Raw genomic sequence first — 18556 nt, 5'->3', positions numbered from 1 at the left:
CCGCCGACCACGCCTCCACCGACCACACCTCCCCCCACCACGCCGCCGCCGACCGGTGGAACCTGTGCGGTGAAGTCGCGGCCGACCGGGAAGGTGTTGCAGGGCTACTGGGAGAACTGGGACGGCGCCTCCAACGGCGTGCACCCCGGCCTCGGCTGGATCCCGATCACCGACAGCCGGCTCAACCAGCACGGCTACAACGTGATCAACGCGGCCTTCCCGGTGATCCGCGCGGACGGCACGGTCCTCTGGGAGAACGGCATGGACGCTGGCGTGAAGGTCGCCACCCCGGCCGAGATGTGCCAGGCCAAGGCGGCCGGCGCCACCATCCTCATGTCGATCGGCGGGGCCGCCGCGGGCATCGACCTCAGCTCCAGTGCGGTCGCCGACCGGTTCATCACGACGATCGTGCCGATCCTGACGGCCTACCACTTCGACGGCATCGACATCGACATCGAGACCGGCCTGACCGGCAGCGGGAACATCAACACCCTGTCGACGTCGCAGGCCAACCTGATCCGGATCATCGACGGCGTGCTGGCCCGAATGCCCTCGAACTTCGGCCTGACCATGGCGCCGGAGACGGCCTACGTCACCGGCGGCAGCGTCGTCTACGGCTCGATCTGGGGCTCGTACCTGCCAATCATCAAGAAGTACGTGGACAACGGCCGGCTCTGGTGGCTGAACATGCAGTACTACAACGGCAGCATGTACGGCTGCGCCGGCGACTCGTACCCGGCGGGCACCGTGCAGGGCTTCACGGTGCAGACGCAGTGCCTGAACAACGGCCTCACCATTCAGGGCACCACCATCCGCGTGCCGTACGACAAGCAGGTCCCGGGCCTGCCCGCGCAGATCGGGGCGGGCGGCGGCCACCTGTCGACGTCGCTGGTCACCCAGGCCTGGAACTCCGTACCCGGCCTCAAGGGCCTGATGACCTGGTCGGCGAACTGGGACGGGTCGAAGGGGTGGACCTTCGGCGACAACGTGAAGCGCCTGCAGGGCCGCTGACAGGCGATGGCGTCGGGCCTACCGTCAGCCGGGCAGGTCGACCGCACCCACGGTCGGCCTGCCCGAGGCACGCGGGCTACTGCTGCGAAGGGCCGTCGCCCGCAGTGGCGGCGCGCATCTCCTTGAGCACGTAGGTGGCGGCCTTCTCGACGACCCGGATGCCTTCTTTCTGGCTCACGTGATGGTCGGAGAGCACGGCGATCAGCCAGTCATGACGGGCCTCGACGACCCGCCCGATGCTGTTGACCAACCAACGACCGCCGTCGACATCAGCGGTGTCCCAGCCGTTCTTGACGTAGACGGAAGGATTGCCCGGCTCTCGCGCGGCGGTGACTCCCCATCGTTGCTCGGGGATCACCTTCCTCATGAGGCCCATGATGAAGGTACGGTCCTGCGGGGTCAGCGGTCCCGTCGGCGACGTCAGCGCGGTCAGCAGACGGAGCTGGTCGGCAGCCGTCGTCGTGGTGAGTCCCCAGTGCGGGTTGGGCTTGGTCTCGCGCAGACCTAACGCGCGGTTCGCGGCGGCGAGGCCGCGCGAGCCCTCGATCCGCTGCCACAGGGCTACCGCCGCATCGTTGTCACTGGACACGATCATGGCCTCGGCCAACCGTCGGGTGGCAGAACTCAGGGCCTTGCCCGGTGGTCGCTGACGCAGCAGAAGGGCCGCGAGGATGTTGACCTTGACAATGCTGGCGGTCTCGAACCGTTTGGCGCCCACCGTCACCGCAGCCGTTCCCTGTCGGTCCAGCGCCGCGACCGCCAGGCGGCCCTCGTACCGCTCCACGTAGGCCTTGATACGCGTTCTCGCCTGGTCGATCCGGTCGATGGCTGGCGTCGTGGGAATCGGACTGGCAGGTGAAGGACGGGGCGATGGGCCGGTTTCGTCGCCGTAGCGACCGCGAGTGGCCCCGAAAGCGGCCGTCGCCACGCCAGCGAGAGACATGGTGAGGGTGGAGACAACCCAACGGCGTGGCAGCTGCCGACCTTTCCGCTCAGCCAAGACGGGCCACCGCCCTCGCCGCGATCGAGTCCACCGCGGCCCGGCTGCCCGGATCGGGCACGCTGACCGTGGAGACCGTTTCGCCTCGTCTCAGCATCACGAAGTACGTGACGCTATTCAGGGCGTCGGCACGCGTGATGCGACCTCGGATGAGGATGCCGGCACCCTCGAGATAATGCGGATCGACGACGTCGAACGAGATCCGCGAGCCGAGGACCAGGTAGCTCGCGCACCGCAGAAGGACCCGCCGGACGTCATCGACATTCCGCTCGGCCCATCCCGGTTCGTACGTCTCCACAACGTGGTGGGCCGGCGACGAGCCGTCCGAGGGCCGGTAGTAGCGCTGCACGGCCTCGCGCCGATGCGACTTGGCCGGGTAGTCGCCGCTCTGATAGTTGGGGCAGTTGTCCTGCTCCCACGGCCAGGGAGGCGGACCGGTTCGCGTGTCATCCTCATGCCAGTCCGAACCCAGATCGCCCGCCCCCAGCAACCTGCCCGGACCGCCCCGTTCGGCGTTCGGGGTGTGTCGCTCATCGGGGCCGACGCCGGGCTCTCCCCGATGACACCCCGCGGCCATCAGCACCAACGCCGTCAGGACCATCGGCACGACAGCGAGCGAGCCACGACCCTTGCCGCGAGTCCGGCCGATCAATGGCGCTCCTCGGCGAACAGCTCGGCACGGGACTCGCCGAGCAACTCGCGCAGACGATTGAGGGAGCGCATGCTCTGGCTCTTGACCACCCCGGTGGAGACGCCCACAACCTCGGCAACTGTCTCCACACTCAGGTCGTCCCAGTAGCGCAGGACGACGATCGCCCGATCCCGCAACGGCAGGGTGGCGACCGCATCCAGCAGGGTCATGCGCAGCTCAGCCGGATGTTCCTCACCCCGATCCGGCGGCGCCGACATCGCCAACTCGCGGCTGGAGCGACGACGCTGCTGGTCGATCAGGCACCGCAGCAACATCTTGCGGGCGTACGCGTGCGGGTCGTCGGCCCGGCGGACCCGCCTCCAGTTGGCGTACACCTTGGCCAGCGTCGTCTGGGTGAGATCCTGGGCAAGATGCCAGTCGCGGCACATCAGGAACGCGGCGTCGCGCAGGCGGCCAGCGGCCGCCTGCGCGAACTCGACGAATTCTTCGTCAGCCATTCGACCGGGCCAGCGTCGAGAACCTCTTGGTACCGGTGACGACGAACTCGGCCGGCAGTTTCGTCCCCCAGATCGGGCTGGCGGCAACCTCGATCGCCTCGTCCACGGAGAGAACGGGTCGTGCCGGCGAGGTCCCCTTGCCCTCCCAGACCAGACAGGTGGAAATCATCAGAGTGACCTGGATGCCACTGGGGTGATGCACCGTGACCATCTTGTTCTGTACGCAGTCGTCGGGCACTTCGGTCAGCTCCACCGTCCCCGGGGCCGGGCCGCCGCCAAGGCCACCCTGGTAGATGGCGAGCCGCAGCATGCCCGGGCCAGCGCCTCGATCCAGGTGCAGCTCGACGTACGGCATGCCGAGGCCGGCCGCCTCGCCGCTTCGCAGACTCGCGTAACCGCTGGTCTTCCCCCCGGGCAGAAGCCGAGTCAGCAGTTCCAGTGCGCCCTCCGGTGTGGTGGTCAGCAACTTGCCGCCCGGTTCCGCGCCGATCCTCACGGTGCCGATCACCCTGGTCGAGGCAGTCGGCAGGCCCGCCCGAAGGGGATCTGCCTGCTGGTTGTCGTTGGCACCCTCGGCACCTGGTGGTCCCTCGGAGGACTGAACCGGCGACGGCGTGGTGGTGCCGACCGGCATCTCCGGCGAGCCACCGGTCAGCCCGCCCGGCTCAGCGGTGTCATTCGCACCGACACCGAGCGGCCCGGCGGCCAGGCCGATCACGAGCAACATCGCCAACGCCGAGCCGCCCGCGCCGAACTGCGCCAGGCGGCGCTGGCGGCGCAGTCGGCGGCCCTGCACCATCGACTGCTGGACCAGGTCACCCAACGGCGGGGCAGGGTATTGGGCCAGGTCCTCCCTCAAACGCCCACGGACGTCACCCATGTCCCGTACCCCTCTCCCTGTCGACCACCGGCGGTGGCGATCCGTCGCTGACCAGACGAGTTGGCCAGCCGATTTGGTTACAGCGATTCGGCAGAAAAACTTCAACGGCGCCGCTTTGCTGACGCGGCGCGTCGGCCAGCCAGAGCCCACGGTGCGCGCCAGCGCCACGCGCACGGGTGAGATCGGTGGCGGACGCCTGTCGCCCGGGTCCCCCGCGACCTGCTCGACGACGCGTTCCGACCTGTTCCGACCTGTCCCGTACAGCGATTTCCCTGGTCCCATCGAGGCGTGCTGGGACAGGCTCGAACGGCGCACCACGGTCGGTGACCTGCCCGTCGGTGCGGCTGCCATCTGGCCGAAGTCGGGGCCGGCTCTTGGGGCGTACGAGGAGAGATGATGGGCGCGCGGACAGCGAGTGCGATGTCAATCGAACGGAAGTTCGCCATCGGCATGGCGGCACTGTGCGTCGGCAGCTGGGCGACCGGTGCGCGGACGCGGTTTCTCGGTACCCGCAGGCGGATGTCGGCGTTCTCCACGATGCCCCGCCCCAATGGCGGTGTCATCGAAGTCGACCAACGGCGTCCGCCGGACGCCAAGTTTGGCGTGGTCTTCATCAACGGCCTCGGCCTTCCGCACGAGCAGTGGGCCTGGGTACGCGAGCACCTGCCTGAGAACGCGGCCATCGTGGGCTACAACCGGCCGGGCTACGGCCTCAGCAGCCCGCTGACCGGGGCCACCTTGGAAGATCAGCTCTGCATCATCGACGAGCTGCGCGAGTGCTACCTCGACGGCCTCCCGTTGGTGCTGGCGGGACACTCGATCGGCGGCTACCTGGCCGCGGCGTACGCCGCCTCCAGAAGGGACGCGGGCGTGTCCCACGTGGTGATGGTGGATGCCACGATTATTTCCGACCTGCAGGCCAGCCTCGGCCAGCTCTCCGACTGGTGGACGCGGCAGCGGCTGTTGATGGAGTGCCTCTGGGCAGCCGCCGGGCTCAACGTCCTGCGTCCGGTGATACCGGTTCGTGAGCTCTACTCCAGCGAGATCAAGGAGAGCTTCACCGCGTTCCACGCGCTACCTCGCGTCTGGGCCACCGCGTACCGCGAGTACCTGGCAGCTCGCGCCTACCCTGCCGTCCGCAAGCTGGCCGTCCCGTTGCACGTGGTGACGGCACTGAAGGGCACCCGGAGTGACGTGCGGCACCGCGCGTCGCAGGAACGGATGCTGGAGTTGTCGGATCGCTCGTGGCACCACGTGCGCGCCGACGCCGACCACATGGGGGTCGTCGCGGAGGAGACCCACGCGAAGATCCTCGCTGAGCTGGTGGTCCCCGGGAGCAACGCATGAACGGGCAGCGCGTCGTCTACGCGGCAGTCTCCACCGGGCTCGCGGCATGGCTGGTCAGGACCGCCGCTGGTCAACTCCCCGACAGCAGGTTCGACCATCTGCTCGCACGGGGCCCGCTGCGCTTCGTACGGGCGCCAAACTGGAGGTTCTTCGGCCCCAATCCCGGCGTGTCGGACTCGCACCTGCTCTACCGGGACGTCACAGACGGCACGGCGGGTGTCTGGCGGGAGATCGAAGTCACCCTGAACCGGCCCTGGTACGCCCTGGCCTGGAACGCGGGCAACCGCGCACCGAAGGTTCTGTTCGACGCGATCCAGGTCATCATCCTGGTGGCCAACGAATCGTCGGCAGACATGGGCCGGCTCGTCTCCAGCCCCGGCTACCAGGTCCTTCAGCGCTACCTGACCACAGTGATCCCACACGAGCCGGGCGCCGACCACACCCAGTTCATGCTGCTGCGGGCCCATCCAGAGCGCGGGCACCTACACGCGGTGGAACCCCTGTTCGCCTCCGAGCACATCCCGCTGGATCCACCACCGCCGGCGGTCGTCGCGGCGTAGACGGCCTCGGCTGGGAGTTTCGTCCTCAGGCCACCGCTGCCTGGGCGTGAGGACGGAACCCCCAGCCGAAACGGGCGCCAGGCCCCCTGGGGAGCAGTTACTGCTCTATCGGAAGGACCGTCAACAGATCCGTCACCAGGATCACGAAGAAAGGACCAAGATGTCCCTCGTAGCCCAGTTCGCCAATGAGTCACTGACCGACGTCTCCCCGGGGATGCTCTCGGAGACGGACGCCGCCGCCCGTCTGGACACCCCCGCCGACCCGGTGATGGCCACGCCGCTGATCGTCGAGACCGTCTTCCTCGCCACGGGGATGCTGGCCGCGAACATCGCCAACTACGTCGACCGCAACAACTACTGACGGCCGGCGGCACGCCGAGTGCCGCTGACCGGGCCGGCGTCGCCGGCGGCCGGTGACTCGCCGAGCGCGGAGGCACCGGCGCCGGCGGCGTCACCACCGACTCCGGGCCGGGCAGGCCCTCACGGTCGTGCTGCCACCTCATTCTCACCAGGAATGGAGACTTTGTGTTCCGTCGCCTGACCCAGGTGGTCTCGAATCTCGCCCCGGTGCACCCGCCCACCGCGGTACGCCGCATTGCCGCGGCGGGGACCTTCGTGGCGGCAATGGAGACACTCAGCCAGCACCGGCGGTTCGCGCGAGGCGACCTGCTGGGAAGCCAGGTCGAGGCCTTCCATCCCTGGCTCGCGAAACGATTCCCCAGGGTCAATCGTGCGCTGGCGTCCCGGGCCTTCCCCTACGCGGTCTACGGGACGCAGGCCGCCGTGTCGGCGGCCACGTTCCTCTGGCCCAGGAACCGGCCGCTGCGGATCGCGGGGGGCGTGACGCTGGCTGCCCTGCAGAGCGTGCAGTCGGCCTTCATTCCGTTCGGCCGGGACGGCGCGGACCAACTACAGCAGGTCATCAACATCACCATGGCCTCCACCGCGCTGATCCGCGATCGCGAGCAGGCCGACGACCTCGCCCTGCGGACGCTGGCGTTGGAAACCTCGCTGTCCTATGTCGCGTCCGGCGTGGTGAAGGCCGTCTCGCCGGTCTGGCTGAAAGGCGACGCCGTCGCCGGGGTCATGCGGACCAGGAGCTACGGAGACCCACGTGTGCACCAGCTCCTCACCCGCTACCCCTGGATCTCCACGGCCCTGTCGTGGAGCACGATCGCCATCGAGTGCGGCTTCCCCGTCATCTACGTACTCCCCAAACCCGCGTCCCGCGCCTACCTCGCCACGATGACGGCGTTCCACCTCGGTATCGGCCAGTTCATGGGGCTCAACCGGTTCGTTCTCGCGTTCGGCGCCACCCATCCGGCGATCCACTACGTGCTGTCACAGCGTCAGCGTGAGCTGGCCGCCGCAACCCGGCCCGCCACCATCTCGGCCGCCTGAACTGGACGGACGTTTGCCGAGCAGCGCCGCCAGCAGTCCCGCACAGAAACGGAGGACCAATGACGATGTCGGACATCGGCTACGGCAGGCAGTTCGAGGGCTGGTACGACCTCATCTTCCCGTACGGACCCGCCATCCAGGCCACCGTCGACGCCATGGTCAGGCTGCACCCGGACCCGGCCTGGGGCACCCTCGAGTTCGGTATCGGGACGGGCCGGATCGCGCTGCCGCTGTCGCGCCGTGTCGGTCCGATCACCGGTGTGGACTCGTCGCCGGAGATGCTGGCCGCTCTGGAGAAGAAGGCCGACGAGGGCGAGGTGACCGCGACGCTCGACGACATCCGAACCTATCGCGACGACCGCCAGTACGGCCTCGTCTACTGCGTCTGCTCTACTCTCTCGCTGATCCTCGACCCGGACGGGCAACGGGATGCCATCGCCCGCGCGGCCGAGCGCCTGCGGCCCGGCGGCAGGCTGCTCGTGGAGACGCACAACCGTCCCGGCATCGTGGCCCTGCACGGGGGCCTGGCACGTACGACGGTCTTCGTGCCCTACCCGACGCCGGACACCGGCATCGAGATGCACTGCACGCTGCTGGCGGACAACCAGATCTGGCAGGTGTCGACCATCCTTTTCAAGTCGAACGGCACGCACCGCATCGGCACCGAGACCGCACGCCTGCTCACTCCCGACGAGGTCGATCTCTACGCCCAGGATTCCGGTCTGCGGCCAGAGGCTCACTACAGCGACTGGCAGCGGACCGCTTATCGTCCCGAATCCGCGCTGTTCATCGCGTCGTACCGCAAGCCGGCATGAACCTCGACGCCGGCAGGGCACCCGCATGACCCGCGTCGACGTCGCCGTCGTCGGCAGCGGCCCGAACGGTCTGGCCGCAGCCGTCACCATGGCACGTGCCGGGCTGAGCGTGCACGTCCATGAACAGGCCGCCACCGTCGGCGGGGGTCTGCGCGGTGCAACCCTGTTCGACTCCGAGGTCTGGCATGACCTCTGCGCGGCCGTACACCCCATGGCAGCCGCGTCGGCGTTCTTCCGTGAGTTCGACCTCGCGGCCCGCGGCGTCGTGCTGCTGCGGCCGTCGATCGCGTACGCGCACCCGCTGGACGGCGGCGCCGCCGCGGTCGCGTACCACGACCTCGCCGCGACCTGCGACCGGCTCGGCCCGGACGGGCGCCGCTGGCAGCGCCTGATGGGGCCGCTGGTCCGGCACAGCGCGGGTGTCACGGATTTCCTGCTGTCCGGCCAGCGGTCCCTGCCGGACGACCTCGCCGCCCCGCTGCTGCTCGGTCCGCGCATACTCGAACATCTCCTGCGGGCCAACGGAATGCGCACCGAACCGGCACGAGCACTGCTCACCGGGGTCGCGGCGCACGCGATGGGTCGGCTCCCCAGCGTGGCCGCCGGCGCCATCGCACTACTGCTCGGGCATCTGGCACACGCGACCGGCTGGCCGCTGCCCCAGGGCGGAAGTGTTCGCATCGCCGAGGCCCTGGCAGACGACCTACGGTCGCACGGCGGCACCGTGCACACTGGTCACCAGGTCACCGACCTGGCGGAGCTTGACGCCCGGGTGATCATGCTGGACACCACACCGCGCAGCCTGCTCGCGCTGGCCGGCGACCGGCTACCGCAGCGCTACCGCCGGGCGCTGAAGCGCTTCCACTACGGCCCGGCGGCCGCGAAGGTGGACTTCCTGGTCAGCGAGCCCATTCCCTGGGCCAACCCGGAGGTGGGAGGCGCTGGGACCGTACACCTGGGCGGCACCCGCGCCGAAACGCTCACCACGGAGAACTCGGCGGTCCGGGGGGTGGGCGGCGCCGAGCCGTTCGTGCTCGTCGTCGACCCCGCCGTGACCGACCCCGGCCGCGCCGTGGGTGGCCGCCGCCCGGTATGGGCCTACGCCCACGTACCGAACGGCGATGCCCGGGATCCGGTGCCGCTGATCACCCGCCGTATAGAGAAGTACGCGCCTGGCTTCGCCGACACGGTCATCGCGTCCCGCGGCGTTCCGGCGACCGAGTACGAGTCGTACAACCCGAACTATCCCGGCGGTGACATCGGGGCGGGAGCGGTCACGCTCACACAGTCCGTGTTCCGTCCCGTCCCCGCCTGGAATCCGTACCGCACTCCCCTACCCGGTGTCTATCTGTGCTCGGCGTCGACGCCTCCCGGCCCCAGCGTGCACGGCATGTGTGGGTATCTCGCCGCCCGAGCCGCCCTCCGTGCGGAGTTCAACGTGACCACGATCCCGCGACTGGGGCCCGACGACGGGGCCGGCCCAGCGCAGCGACGCTGAGCGCCTGGTCCGACCTGAGGGCGGTCGCCGGGCCCGGATGCCTCGTCGCACATCCTCGATGGTCCGGAAGTCGGCCGGCTTGAGCAGCGGGTCGAGATTCACCTGATCCAGCCGCCGCCACAGGTCGGTCTTGACCGCCGTGCCCGGGTCACCAATCGAGTCGTGGAGGAGCGGCCCGGGTGTGGCCACCGAGAGCGCGAAGGGGCGCTGTGCACATCGGGGACACCCCTTCGCTCATTCCTGATCCGGGGGCGGCTTCGGTGAATCCCAGATCCGTTCGAATTCGTCAGCCACCCCGGGCCGACTCCAGATCACCCGGAGCCCGTCCGCAACCGATTCGATTTCTTCGGCCAAGGGCCCGGAGACCACGAACTCGTGAGGAATGACCCGGCCAGCCGCGTCCTTCCGGTCCAGCGGGTCTGGGAAACGCAGCGCCACCCTCGCGCCGGCCCGGTGGCAGATTTCCGCGTCATCCCCCGCCCCCGCGAAGGCGTCCTCGTACTCCAGCAACGGATCCTCCAGCCCTCCCTTGAGGAGGAACCGGAACCCCCAGGCCCGCCCGCGAGTGGCCCAGATGATGCTCATCGACGGCTCCGGAGCAGAACCTGCTCCCGTTCGCCCAAGTCCAGATCCATTCGGAAGCCGGACAGCGTGGCGGTGAGGTGATCGTGTCGGGCCAGCGCTTCGGAGTTGATCTTCCGGAGCTTGTCCCCGGCGAGTTTGGCCGCCTCGTTCACGAGATCGGAATCGACGAAACTCAGCAGACTCTCGATCCGAGCGGGCAGCCAGCTCTTTCGGGTGATCAGCGCGGCAGCCAGAGTCCCGGCGTTGCTCAGCAGGTTCTCGGCCACCTTCCGTGGTAGCTGCATCGCCTGGGACCAGCGGACGTGTCGAACGAACGGGAGAATGGCGGCCATCGGCAGGATCAGGTCCAGGCCGATGCGCTCGGCCACCTTGATCTTTCCGGTCTCGAACTTCGCGGACGACAGCAGCACGAAATCTTCGCCCACGGCCAGCGCGTCGCTCGCCTCCACCAGCCCGGCGATCACTTTACGCAGTTCGTCTATGTCGTCGCCGACCTTGTCGGTGAGGAGATCCCGGAACTCGTACACGTCCATGTCCGGCAGGAGATCGGCCTTGGACAGCGCCATCACCCAGATCCGCGGGAACTCGACCAGGGGCTTGCCGTCTTCCAACAGCTCATCCTTGATCGACAGTAGTCCGGTACGGAAGTTGGACAGCAGCGACTTGAGGTACCGCTCCTCCTCGCCGGCATTGTCCAGCAACTTCTGGGCGTCGACCAGCAGGAGTGCGACATCCGAGCTCAGCAGCGACCGGAACGTGTCCACCCTCCGCTGAGCCTCCTCCGGCCCACTCGCGTCCTGCTCGAACCACTCACCCGGGTAGTCGTGCCAGATGACGCGCAGGGCGTCGAACGGCCTTGCCTTCACCGCGTCGTCGGAGGAATCACGCAGCTTGACGGAGAAGGCGTAGGACGTGGCGGTGAACCGGTTCTGCGCGGGCCGCCGCGCCGAGTTCTTCATGCCGAGGTAGTTCTGATGCAACCGGGTGTGCTGGCCGATGTCGTCGGCCACGACGTCGAACAGATTCTTCTGCAGGTACAGGGCCTCCTGCGTGGCACCGTAGAACGAGGAGAGCAGAACGGTCTTGCCGCTGCCACTCTCACCGAACACTGCAATGTGCTGCTCCAGCGCTCTGCTCAGTTGCATGTGAGGATCTTACGGAAGCAGGCACACCGCAACGCTCCGCCGACCGTCCGGCCCATCGCCGCATCAGCTGAGGGCTCGGGGCGCGCGGCCGACGCGTCCAACCGGCAAGCCGTGCCCGTGACCGTGCCCGGAGAATGTCGCTCCCGATTGCTAACGTGCCGCATTCGTTGACAGGGGTCCGGGCGGGGCCCCGACCGAGAACATCATTCTGACCAGGAGGGCGTGGACCGCGTGGAAGACGGCGAGAAGAACGCACTGTTGATGTTCCTGGAGGCGCAACGTGCCAGCGTTCACGCGATTGTCGACGGCCTCGACCTCGAAGCCTTGACAACCGCTGTCCTGCCCTCGGGATGGACGCCGCTCGGCCTCGTGGAACATCTCGGCTACGCCGAGCGACACTGGTTCCAGGAGGTCGCTACCGGCTCAGCCGAGCCACTGGCCTGGCCTGACGACGACCACGCGCCCCTGAATACCCCACGACCACCATCCGTGGTCTTCGCGTTCTACCGCGAACAGTGCGAGCGATCCAACGCCGTCCTTGCCTCTACGCCACTGTCAGCACCTGTGCGCGGGCGCCACCCAGGTTCGCTCCTCAGAGACGAGGTCACCGACCTGCGGCGCATCGTCCTTCACATGATCGAGGAGACGGCACGCCACGCGGGTCACCTCGACGTCGTGCGCGAGCTCATCGACGGAAAGACAGGGCTCGGACCTCGATAGCCGCCTCCCCCGCCCCGAGTGGAACGGCACCTCGTACCAGGTCGTGAGCCGGAAGGTGAGTTGATCGGGCCGCCGTCAGCTGTTGAACGACTGCGCGCCCAACTCCCAACGGCGCAGGTCGACCGGAGACTGCTTGGCGCGCATCGCCGCGATGTTCTCGCGGAGGTGGCGCAGGTGCAGGGAGTACGCCTGCGGGTTCGCCCCGCCCCACCGGTCGAAGATTTCCTCGGCCTCGGTGTTGTAGTGGAACGCCTCGGCGCGACGGCCCAACTGCCAGAGGTATCCACTGAGGTTCGCCAGCACGGCGGCCAGATCGAGTTCGAAGGCCAGCGCGTTGGCCCGGACCAGGTCGCGGAAGATTCCCGCCGACTCCTCGGCAGCCGCCACCGCGGCACTCACCTGCCCCAACTCGGCGTGCCGCAGGCTGACAGTGTTCAAAGCGAGCGCCAGTTCGGGCCGGTACACCGACGGTTCGTCGTCGCTGAGGTGACGCCAGATCCGCTCCGCCCGGCGGACCGTCGCCAGCGCCTGTGCGCCCCGACCCTGATGCGCCTCGATCACCGCCAAGTTGGTGAGCGCCCCGGCCAGGCCCCGCTCACTTCGTGCCGACCTGCGACCACCGCTGAACAACTCGACCGCCCGTCGACCCGCCGCCTCGGCCTTCTCGTGTGATTCGACGTTCGACAAGCGGAGTGCGAGGTTGTCCAGTGCCTCGGCGAGCGCCCACTGGATCGACCCGGTCTCGTCCGCTGCCCCGGCGAGTGGGGTGAGCAGTTCCACGGCCCGTTCCGCGTTGGCCAACGCCGCATGGTAGTGGTTCATGGCGGCGAGTCGGTGCGCCCGCAGGTGCAGGGCCAGGGCCAGCAGTGTGGACGTCTCCGCCGAGGTGTCCGCCGCCACCGCGGCTTCGCCGGCCGCGACGGCCAGGTCGGCCTGCTCCAGCGCCGCCTCGCGGTCCCCGGCCGTGGCCAACCGGCGCCCGTACGCGATGTGCAGCCGGGCCCGCTCGGCCGGGTCCGGATGCCGGCTCAGGCGGTCCGCGGTGAGGCGGGCCACCACCTCGCGCGCCACGTTGTCGAAATCGATGTGACGCCGTGGCGGCAGGAAGGGCTCGATCCGCGCCAGAAGGTCAACGTCCACGTCCGGCAGATCGACGATCTTCGCGAGCACCGCCCCGCCGGCGGCGGTGGCGAGCGCCGGGTCGTCGCGCAGGGCCGGCAGGACGACAGTGTCGGCGACGTGTCGCCAGCCGGCCGCCACCTCGACGAGCACCGTGAGCGCACCAGCCCGGACCCGGGCCGCCTGCGGGGCGGCCATGCCCGTACCGCTCAGCAGGGCGCGGACCACCCCGGGCGCCCACGGCCTCGGAGCGTACGACGACCACCGGTGACCGGGAATTGCCAGTGCGAGGTACGCCTCACCGAGGCGGTCGGGCTGCAACGGCTCCAGCACCCACCCGGTTTGCCGGGGCGGGTAGCAGGTTGAGTGGTTGGCCAGCACCTCGACCACCCTGCCCGGTTCGCCCACATCGGCGCAGCGCAGGATCGCCCGGCCCACGTCGTACGGGACGGGACCGGCCAGCATCGCGGCGAGAACGGCGCGGTCGAGCTGCTCGGCGGCGCTGGTGACGGCATGGCCGGCCAGCAACTGCTGCCAGTGCCCCACCTCGCGGTCGAGCAGGTATCCGTACATGTCGACCAACGTGGATGGCATCCGCAGGGTCGAATCGTGGCTCACCGCCACCGCGACCAGCGCGGCCAGTTGGAGACTCAGTGCCGCTCCGAACGCCGGGTCGGCCAGATCCGGTACGCGCACCGCGTCGATTCGGGAGTGCGGAACGAGCGTGGCGAAGCGGGCGGCGGCGGTGTGGAAGAGCCGTTCCCTGGTGTCCGGGTCGGGTGCCAACGGAGCCAGCTCGAATTCGCCGACAGTCATGCCCACGGTGGCCCGCAGCCAGTGCCGCAACGCCTGCCACCAATACCCCACGGACCGGGCCAGCACCAGGACCCGGACCGGGCCAACGCGGTGCAGTCGGGGGTCGGTGAACAACGCCCGCAGGTCGCTGGCGGGCCACCAGTCGCCGTAGTCGACGAGCACCAGGAGCCCGACGGTGGTCGGGCGTGGGCCGCGCGTCGCAGCGCGATCTGGCTCCCCTGGCTCGCGGTGGGCCCGCAGCACCTCCCAGCCGGCCGTGCGAGCCGTCTCCGCGAACTGGTCGGCGAGGCGCGTCTTGCCCTGGCCGCCCGGCGCGTGGATCAGCTGGACCGCGCGGTCCGACCGAGCCCCCGTGACGGTCAGCCACTCCCGCAGTGACCGTTGCTCCTCGTCGCGGCCGAGGAAACGAACCACTCGGTGTCGCGCGTCGAGCAGCTCGGCGAGACGCAGGGTCTCTGCCGGACGTGGCACCTCGCTGGCCAGGACGGTCAGTCGATAGTGCGGCAGCCCGAGGATGACGTCGCCGTCGACGTACCCGGAGATCGCAACGCTGCCCGGGGCGTCGGCCCAGGCGCCGCCGGTGTTGGTAACGACGTACCCGGCCGAGGCCGGCACGTCGGAGGGATCCCGGTTCATCGGCGGCGACGAAGGATTCCGCTGATCGCCTGTCCACCGTCGCCGGCCGTGGCTTCCCCGGTGCCGGCGACCTCCATCGGCGTGGTGTCGCCGACCGGGACGTCGATGCCCGAGTTGGCGTATCCGGTGCCCCGTGCCCGTGCCGCCCCGGTCTCCCGGGCGCGGACTCCGGAACGGGCCGCCGGGAGGGCCGCCCAGAGGGCCACGCCGACACCGGCGAGCCCCGCCAGCGCGGACACCGCGGTCGCGATCCTGTCGGCCGAGTCCCAGCGCAGAGCGACGAAGGAGGTGGCCAGCGCGGCGACCAGCAGTCCAGTGATCAACAACACGAGGTGACGGCGTGGACTCATAGGGTCATCGTGACGTGCTCGTCAAGTGGCGTGCGCGGCGTGAGGAGCCCAGGGGTTGCGGCGAGCAGCGCGACCGCTTGACGGGCCGAATGACGAGCGTCGTCGGGCTCACCCCCGCTACGGGCGTGGCCGCCTGAATGCATCGACTGTCTAGGATTCCCTACGTGCCCGGATACCGCGACTTTCAGTCAGGGTTGAGATTCCTGCCGACACTGGCGATCGCTCCCGATGGTGACGCGATCGCCTACGTCGATGACGCCAACGGCCAGTTCAACCTTGTCACACAAGCACTGTCGACTGGCGACACACGACGTCTCACCGCCGGCACCGACTCGACGGTCCGCCGGGTGGCATGGCATCCCGGCGGTGAGTGGCTGTTGTACCTCGCCGACGACAGCGGGGACGAGAACACGCAGCTGTACCGGATCGACGCTGCTGGCGGCATCCCGGTGCGGCTAACCGACGCGCCGGACGTGCAGTACTCGGCCGCCCTCGGCGAACCGTTCTCTCCTGACGGCCGATTCATCGCCTACTGCGGCAACGACCGGGACCCGGCCGACCAGGACGTGCTTGTGCTCGACCTGTCGGCCGATGAGGTACGCCGGGTTTACACCGGCGGCGGCCGGGTCTACCCCGGGCACTGGTCCCCTGACGGGTCCCGGCTCACCCTCGCCCAGTGGCGGACCACCAACAGCGACCACCTGGTGCATCTCGCAACTCTCGACGGTGCCGAACCGCGCTCGTTGACGCCGTACGACGATGTGGCGACCTACTGGTTGGGGCCGTGGCTGAGGGACGGCAGCGGATTCCTGGTGATGTCGAACGTCGGTCGGGAGTTCACCGGGCTCGCGACCATGGATGCGGAGAGCGGCGCCCTCACCTGGCTGGACACTCCGGACTGGGACGTGGAGGAGGTCGCTCTCTCGGCTGACGGCCGGGTCCTGGTCTGGAACGTCAATGTCGACGGCTTTACCCAACTGCGCGGGCGTGACCTCGTCACGGGCGCCGACATCCGGGTGCCGGAGCTGCCCGCTGGCGCGGCGACCGGCCTCACCGTGTCCGGCGACGGGCGCTTCGTCGTGCTGCGGCTTTCCACGGCAACCCGACCGTGGAACATTCTCCTGATCGATCTCACGTACGGAGAGCTCAGGTGGCTGAGTAACGTTCGGCCGGTCACGGCTGACCCCGCCACCTTCCGCGAGCCGACATTGGTCCGTTATCCGGCGCAGGACGGCCGTCAGATCCCCGGCTACCTCTACCGTCCCGAAGGACCGGGACCAGCCGGTGTCCTGATCTCGATCCACGGTGGTCCGGCCTGGCAGGAGCTGCCGGTCTATATGCACGACGGCTTCTACCAGTATCTCCTGGCACATGGCGTCGGCGTCTTCGCTCCCAACGTGCGGGGTTCTCTTGGTTACGGCCGCACCTACTCCGACCTCGTCAACCGCGATTGGGGCGGCGGCGATCTGACCGACCTCGCCGACGCCGTCGCCTACCTGCGGGCACAGGAGTGGATCGACCCGGATCGTATCGGGGTCATGGGTGCCTCCTACGGCGGCTTCGCCGTGTTGTCGTGCCTCAGCCGACTGTCGGAGCTGAACTGGGCCGCCGGCGTCGATCTCTATGGACCGAGCAATTTGGTCACCTTGGCCAAGGCGTCACCGCCGACGTGGCGCTCGTTGGTGGCCGCGGTGATCGGTGACCCGGAAGCCGACGCGGATCGACTGATGGCGCGCTCGCCGGTCACCCACGCCGACCGGATCCGGGCGCCCCTGATGGTCATCCAGGGCGCCAACGATCCTCGCGTACCACGGCAGGAGAGCGATCAGATCGTCGAGCGGCTCCGGTCCCGTGGCGTCGAGGTGCGCTACGAGGTCTTCCCGGACGAAGGCCACGGCCTGCTTCGCCGCGACAACCAGGCGAGGGCCTTCGCGAATGCCGGCGAGTTCCTCATCAAGCACCTCGGCGACTAGGGCCGGCCCGAACCACGACGGCGCTGGCGGCGAGCCCGCCGGCCGGCGCGTAAGCCGCTCGTGCACCGAACTGGTCTCCACAGGTCCTGGTGGCGCGAGCTCTTCAGAAGCGATCCCGGGTTCCGAGGAGGGCGTTGTGTGCGGCGCGGCGCCACGGCGCGAGCTCAGCGTCAATGTTGGCCCAACGGCTGTCGTCGACACCACACTCCCCGTCGACGCTGGGCAGGGCCTCGATCAGGCGCATTCGCTGGTCATCGCTCGGGTGGGTACTCCACAGGTCGGTGGAGCGCCGGCTGAGCTGCCGGGCCAGCGGCAGGTGCACGGTCAGGCGTTGCCGCGCTTCAGCGGCCATCGCCTCCAGTTGCCCGCCGTCGATGCGCGGTGCCAGATGCCACAGGTCCTGCCAGATCCGACCTGCGAGAAGGACCGTCTCGGAGGACTGGAGGAAGGGTGCGCTGCCGGCGACCCGGCGGGCGACCAGGTCGGCCCGGTACTCGGCGCGGCGGCTGTCGGGCATCGCCACGCTGTCGACGAGCAGTTGCGCGGTCGCGGCGGCGACGTTGGCCAGAGCGAGCACTCCGTGGACGATCATCCCGAGGAGGACGACCGTTCCTCTCCCCTCCTCGGCCAGTGAGTCCGCCGCGCCTACGGCCCGCCGCCAGGGGTTCCGCCCACCGGTGGCCGCTACCGCGCGGGCGCCGAACGTCCTCGCCAGCAGGGTCCTCCGTACCCGAAGCGGATCGCCGTTGGCCAGGTGGCCCAGTTCGTGGGCCAGGAGCGAAGCCCGGGCCGGTCGTGGCAGCATCACCCACAGGGGGATCCCGATGACGAGCACCGACCGTTGGCGCCAACCCAGCCGGGCGACACCCGCGTTGAGGCTCAGGTCCGCACAGATCACGTCGGGAACCGGTGTCCCCGCGGCATCGGCCACCTCCCGTACCAGGCGGTGCAGGTGCGGAGCCTCGCGCTCGGTGATCACGCCATACGTGGGCATCCGCCCGAACGACGGCTTGACCAGCAGCAGGACGAGCGCGGCGGGGATCGCCAGAGCCAGCCGGACGCCCGGCGGCAGGTCGCTGGCCACGGCGAGCCAGACGAGGTAGCCCACCGCCGCCAGCCCCAGCAGGGCCAGCACCACGGAGACTGCCGACAGCCAGGCCTCGCCCGACGACGTTGCAGCCGGGCGTGCCGCAGGGTCGGCCAGCAGCTGCTCATGCGTCGCCCGGTCGACCTCCAGCCCGCGCCGGAACCCCCAACGGCCGATCATCCTGGTGCCACGCCAGGGAGCCAGGGCGGGGTCGTACACGTCCAGGTTCCACCGGCAGTCGGGACACCACGGAAGCACCCCTGCGTCCATCAGCATCAGGTCGTGGGCACAGTCCGGACACCTGCTTGGCGTCGTCTTCGTCGGCACGAGGGTGGAGTGTAGATCTCAGGGACCGGAATGCGCGCTCAGGTTCGGGGCCACGCGGCGATACCGCGGCCGTCGCCGACGTCAATGGGCGGAACGCCTGGGACCGCCCGCCCGAAGGCGTGCGGTCCCGTCCGTCG

Annotated in this window: 18 protein-coding genes; 9 read left to right on the top strand and 9 right to left on the bottom strand. The window is 69.3% G+C overall.

The genetic code is table 11. The features are described 5' to 3' along the window. On the top strand, positions 1-1011 hold a 1011-nt coding region (locus tag DLJ59_RS34940; protein ID WP_244236390.1), incomplete at its 5' end, for a chitinase. 76 nt (positions 1012-1087) lie between these two features. Here the strand turns inward: DLJ59_RS34940 and DLJ59_RS34935 are convergent. The 4 genes from DLJ59_RS34935 to DLJ59_RS34920 form a co-directional block, all read right to left on the bottom strand. Further along, a complete protein-coding gene (locus DLJ59_RS34935; RefSeq protein ID WP_158630951.1) occupies positions 1088-1795 on the bottom strand; it encodes a serine hydrolase in 708 nt (235 codons plus the stop codon). A gap of 208 nt (positions 1796-2003) precedes the next feature. Further along, positions 2004-2663: a hypothetical protein gene (locus DLJ59_RS34930; RefSeq protein ID WP_124778375.1), complete on the bottom strand. Its 660-nt coding sequence runs from the start codon at positions 2661-2663 to the stop codon at positions 2004-2006. Then, a complete protein-coding gene (locus DLJ59_RS34925; RefSeq protein ID WP_124778374.1) occupies positions 2660-3160 on the bottom strand; it encodes a SigE family RNA polymerase sigma factor in 501 nt (166 codons plus the stop codon). The genes DLJ59_RS34930 and DLJ59_RS34925 overlap by 4 nt, the downstream gene beginning before the upstream one ends. After that, positions 3153-3983: a hypothetical protein gene (locus DLJ59_RS34920; RefSeq protein WP_124778373.1), complete on the bottom strand. Its 831-nt coding sequence runs from the start codon at positions 3981-3983 to the stop codon at positions 3153-3155. Before DLJ59_RS34920 ends, DLJ59_RS34925 begins: the two co-directional genes overlap by 8 nt. A 477-nt stretch (positions 3984-4460) precedes the next feature. Between DLJ59_RS34920 and DLJ59_RS34915 the strand changes: the two genes are divergently transcribed. The 6 genes from DLJ59_RS34915 (at position 4461) to DLJ59_RS34890 (ending at position 9661) form a co-directional block, all read left to right on the top strand. After that, entirely contained in the window at positions 4461-5387 is a 927-nt protein-coding gene (locus DLJ59_RS34915) for an alpha/beta fold hydrolase (RefSeq protein WP_158630950.1), read from the top strand. Beyond that, positions 5384-5947: a hypothetical protein gene (locus DLJ59_RS34910; RefSeq protein ID WP_124778371.1), complete on the top strand. Its 564-nt coding sequence runs from the start codon at positions 5384-5386 to the stop codon at positions 5945-5947. The genes DLJ59_RS34915 and DLJ59_RS34910 overlap by 4 nt, the downstream gene beginning before the upstream one ends. 160 nt (positions 5948-6107) lie before the next feature. Next, positions 6108-6308 (top strand): linaridin-like RiPP, encoded by a 201-nt coding sequence (locus DLJ59_RS34905; protein ID WP_124778370.1) that lies wholly within the window; start codon positions 6108-6110, stop codon positions 6306-6308. Between the two features lie 164 nt (positions 6309-6472). Further along, positions 6473-7348, top strand: coding sequence for a hypothetical protein (locus DLJ59_RS34900; protein ID WP_208648946.1), 876 nt, complete (start codon positions 6473-6475; stop codon positions 7346-7348). A gap of 59 nt (positions 7349-7407) precedes the next feature. Next, complete coding sequence (locus DLJ59_RS37810; RefSeq protein WP_124778369.1) at positions 7408-8163, top strand: class I SAM-dependent methyltransferase; 756 nt, start codon at positions 7408-7410, stop codon at positions 8161-8163. 25 nt (positions 8164-8188) lie between these two features. After that, on the top strand, positions 8189-9661 hold the full coding sequence (locus DLJ59_RS34890) for a phytoene desaturase family protein (protein ID WP_124778368.1): 1473 nt from the start codon (positions 8189-8191) through the stop codon (positions 9659-9661). Between the two features lie 234 nt (positions 9662-9895). Here DLJ59_RS34890 and DLJ59_RS34885 read toward each other — a convergent pair whose 3' ends face one another. Together DLJ59_RS34885 and DLJ59_RS34880 are read right to left on the bottom strand one after the other, a co-directional pair. Beyond that, positions 9896-10246: a hypothetical protein gene (locus tag DLJ59_RS34885; protein WP_124778367.1), complete on the bottom strand. Its 351-nt coding sequence runs from the start codon at positions 10244-10246 to the stop codon at positions 9896-9898. Further along, positions 10243-11391 carry a TRAFAC clade GTPase domain-containing protein gene (locus DLJ59_RS34880; protein ID WP_124778366.1) on the bottom strand — a complete coding sequence of 383 codons (1149 nt, stop codon included), beginning with the start codon at positions 11389-11391 and terminating at the stop codon, positions 10243-10245. The genes DLJ59_RS34885 and DLJ59_RS34880 overlap by 4 nt, the downstream gene beginning before the upstream one ends. Before the next feature lie 222 nt (positions 11392-11613). Between DLJ59_RS34880 and DLJ59_RS34875 the strand changes: the two genes are divergently transcribed. After that, positions 11614-12111: a DinB family protein gene (locus tag DLJ59_RS34875; RefSeq protein ID WP_208648944.1), complete on the top strand. Its 498-nt coding sequence runs from the start codon at positions 11614-11616 to the stop codon at positions 12109-12111. 75 nt (positions 12112-12186) lie between these two features. On the opposite strand, the gene DLJ59_RS34870 is transcribed toward DLJ59_RS34875, so the two are convergent. Both DLJ59_RS34870 and DLJ59_RS34865 read right to left on the bottom strand, forming a co-directional pair. Then, complete coding sequence (locus DLJ59_RS34870) at positions 12187-14682, bottom strand: P-loop NTPase family protein (RefSeq protein ID WP_124778365.1); 2496 nt, start codon at positions 14680-14682, stop codon at positions 12187-12189. Further along, positions 14679-15032, bottom strand: a complete 354-nt coding sequence (locus DLJ59_RS34865) for a hypothetical protein (RefSeq protein WP_124778364.1) — start codon at positions 15030-15032, stop codon at positions 14679-14681. Before DLJ59_RS34865 ends, DLJ59_RS34870 begins: the two co-directional genes overlap by 4 nt. Positions 15033-15196: 164 nt before the next feature. On the opposite strand from DLJ59_RS34865, the gene DLJ59_RS34860 reads away from it, so the two are divergent. Beyond that, positions 15197-17005 (top strand): S9 family peptidase, encoded by a 1809-nt coding sequence (locus DLJ59_RS34860; RefSeq protein WP_158630949.1) that lies wholly within the window; start codon positions 15197-15199, stop codon positions 17003-17005. Positions 17006-17108: 103 nt separating this feature from the next. On the opposite strand, the gene DLJ59_RS34855 is transcribed toward DLJ59_RS34860, so the two are convergent. Beyond that, positions 17109-18419, bottom strand: a complete 1311-nt coding sequence (locus DLJ59_RS34855; RefSeq protein WP_208648943.1) for a M48 family metallopeptidase — start codon at positions 18417-18419, stop codon at positions 17109-17111. Positions 18420-18556 lie beyond the last annotated feature (137 nt).

The organism is Micromonospora inaquosa, assembly GCF_003857055.1.
GTDB lineage: Bacteria > Actinomycetota > Actinomycetes > Mycobacteriales > Micromonosporaceae > Micromonospora > Micromonospora inaquosa.
The sequence above is the reverse complement of the archived record's forward strand: the minus strand, read 5'-3'. Positions and strand labels throughout refer to the sequence as shown.

What these genes read in the sequence shown, in the direction of transcription:
- DLJ59_RS34880 (WP_124778366.1), bottom strand. Translation starts at nt 11,391, where the DNA reads ATGCAACTGAGCAGAGCGCTGGAGCAGCACATTGCAGTGTTCGGTGAG.
- DLJ59_RS37810 (WP_124778369.1), top strand. Translation starts at nt 7,408, where the DNA reads ATGACGATGTCGGACATCGGCTACGGCAGGCAGTTCGAGGGCTGGTAC.
- DLJ59_RS34910 (WP_124778371.1), top strand. Translation starts at nt 5,384, where the DNA reads ATGAACGGGCAGCGCGTCGTCTACGCGGCAGTCTCCACCGGGCTCGCG.
- DLJ59_RS34885 (WP_124778367.1), bottom strand. Translation starts at nt 10,246, where the DNA reads ATGAGCATCATCTGGGCCACTCGCGGGCGGGCCTGGGGGTTCCGGTTC.
- DLJ59_RS34865 (WP_124778364.1), bottom strand. Translation starts at nt 15,032, where the DNA reads ATGAGTCCACGCCGTCACCTCGTGTTGTTGATCACTGGACTGCTGGTC.
- DLJ59_RS34905 (WP_124778370.1), top strand. Translation starts at nt 6,108, where the DNA reads ATGTCCCTCGTAGCCCAGTTCGCCAATGAGTCACTGACCGACGTCTCC.
- DLJ59_RS34925 (WP_124778374.1), bottom strand. Translation starts at nt 3,160, where the DNA reads ATGGCTGACGAAGAATTCGTCGAGTTCGCGCAGGCGGCCGCTGGCCGC.
- DLJ59_RS34890 (WP_124778368.1), top strand. Translation starts at nt 8,189, where the DNA reads ATGACCCGCGTCGACGTCGCCGTCGTCGGCAGCGGCCCGAACGGTCTG.
- DLJ59_RS34870 (WP_124778365.1), bottom strand. Translation starts at nt 14,682, where the DNA reads ATGAACCGGGATCCCTCCGACGTGCCGGCCTCGGCCGGGTACGTCGTT.
- DLJ59_RS34915 (WP_158630950.1), top strand. Translation starts at nt 4,461, where the DNA reads ATGTCAATCGAACGGAAGTTCGCCATCGGCATGGCGGCACTGTGCGTC.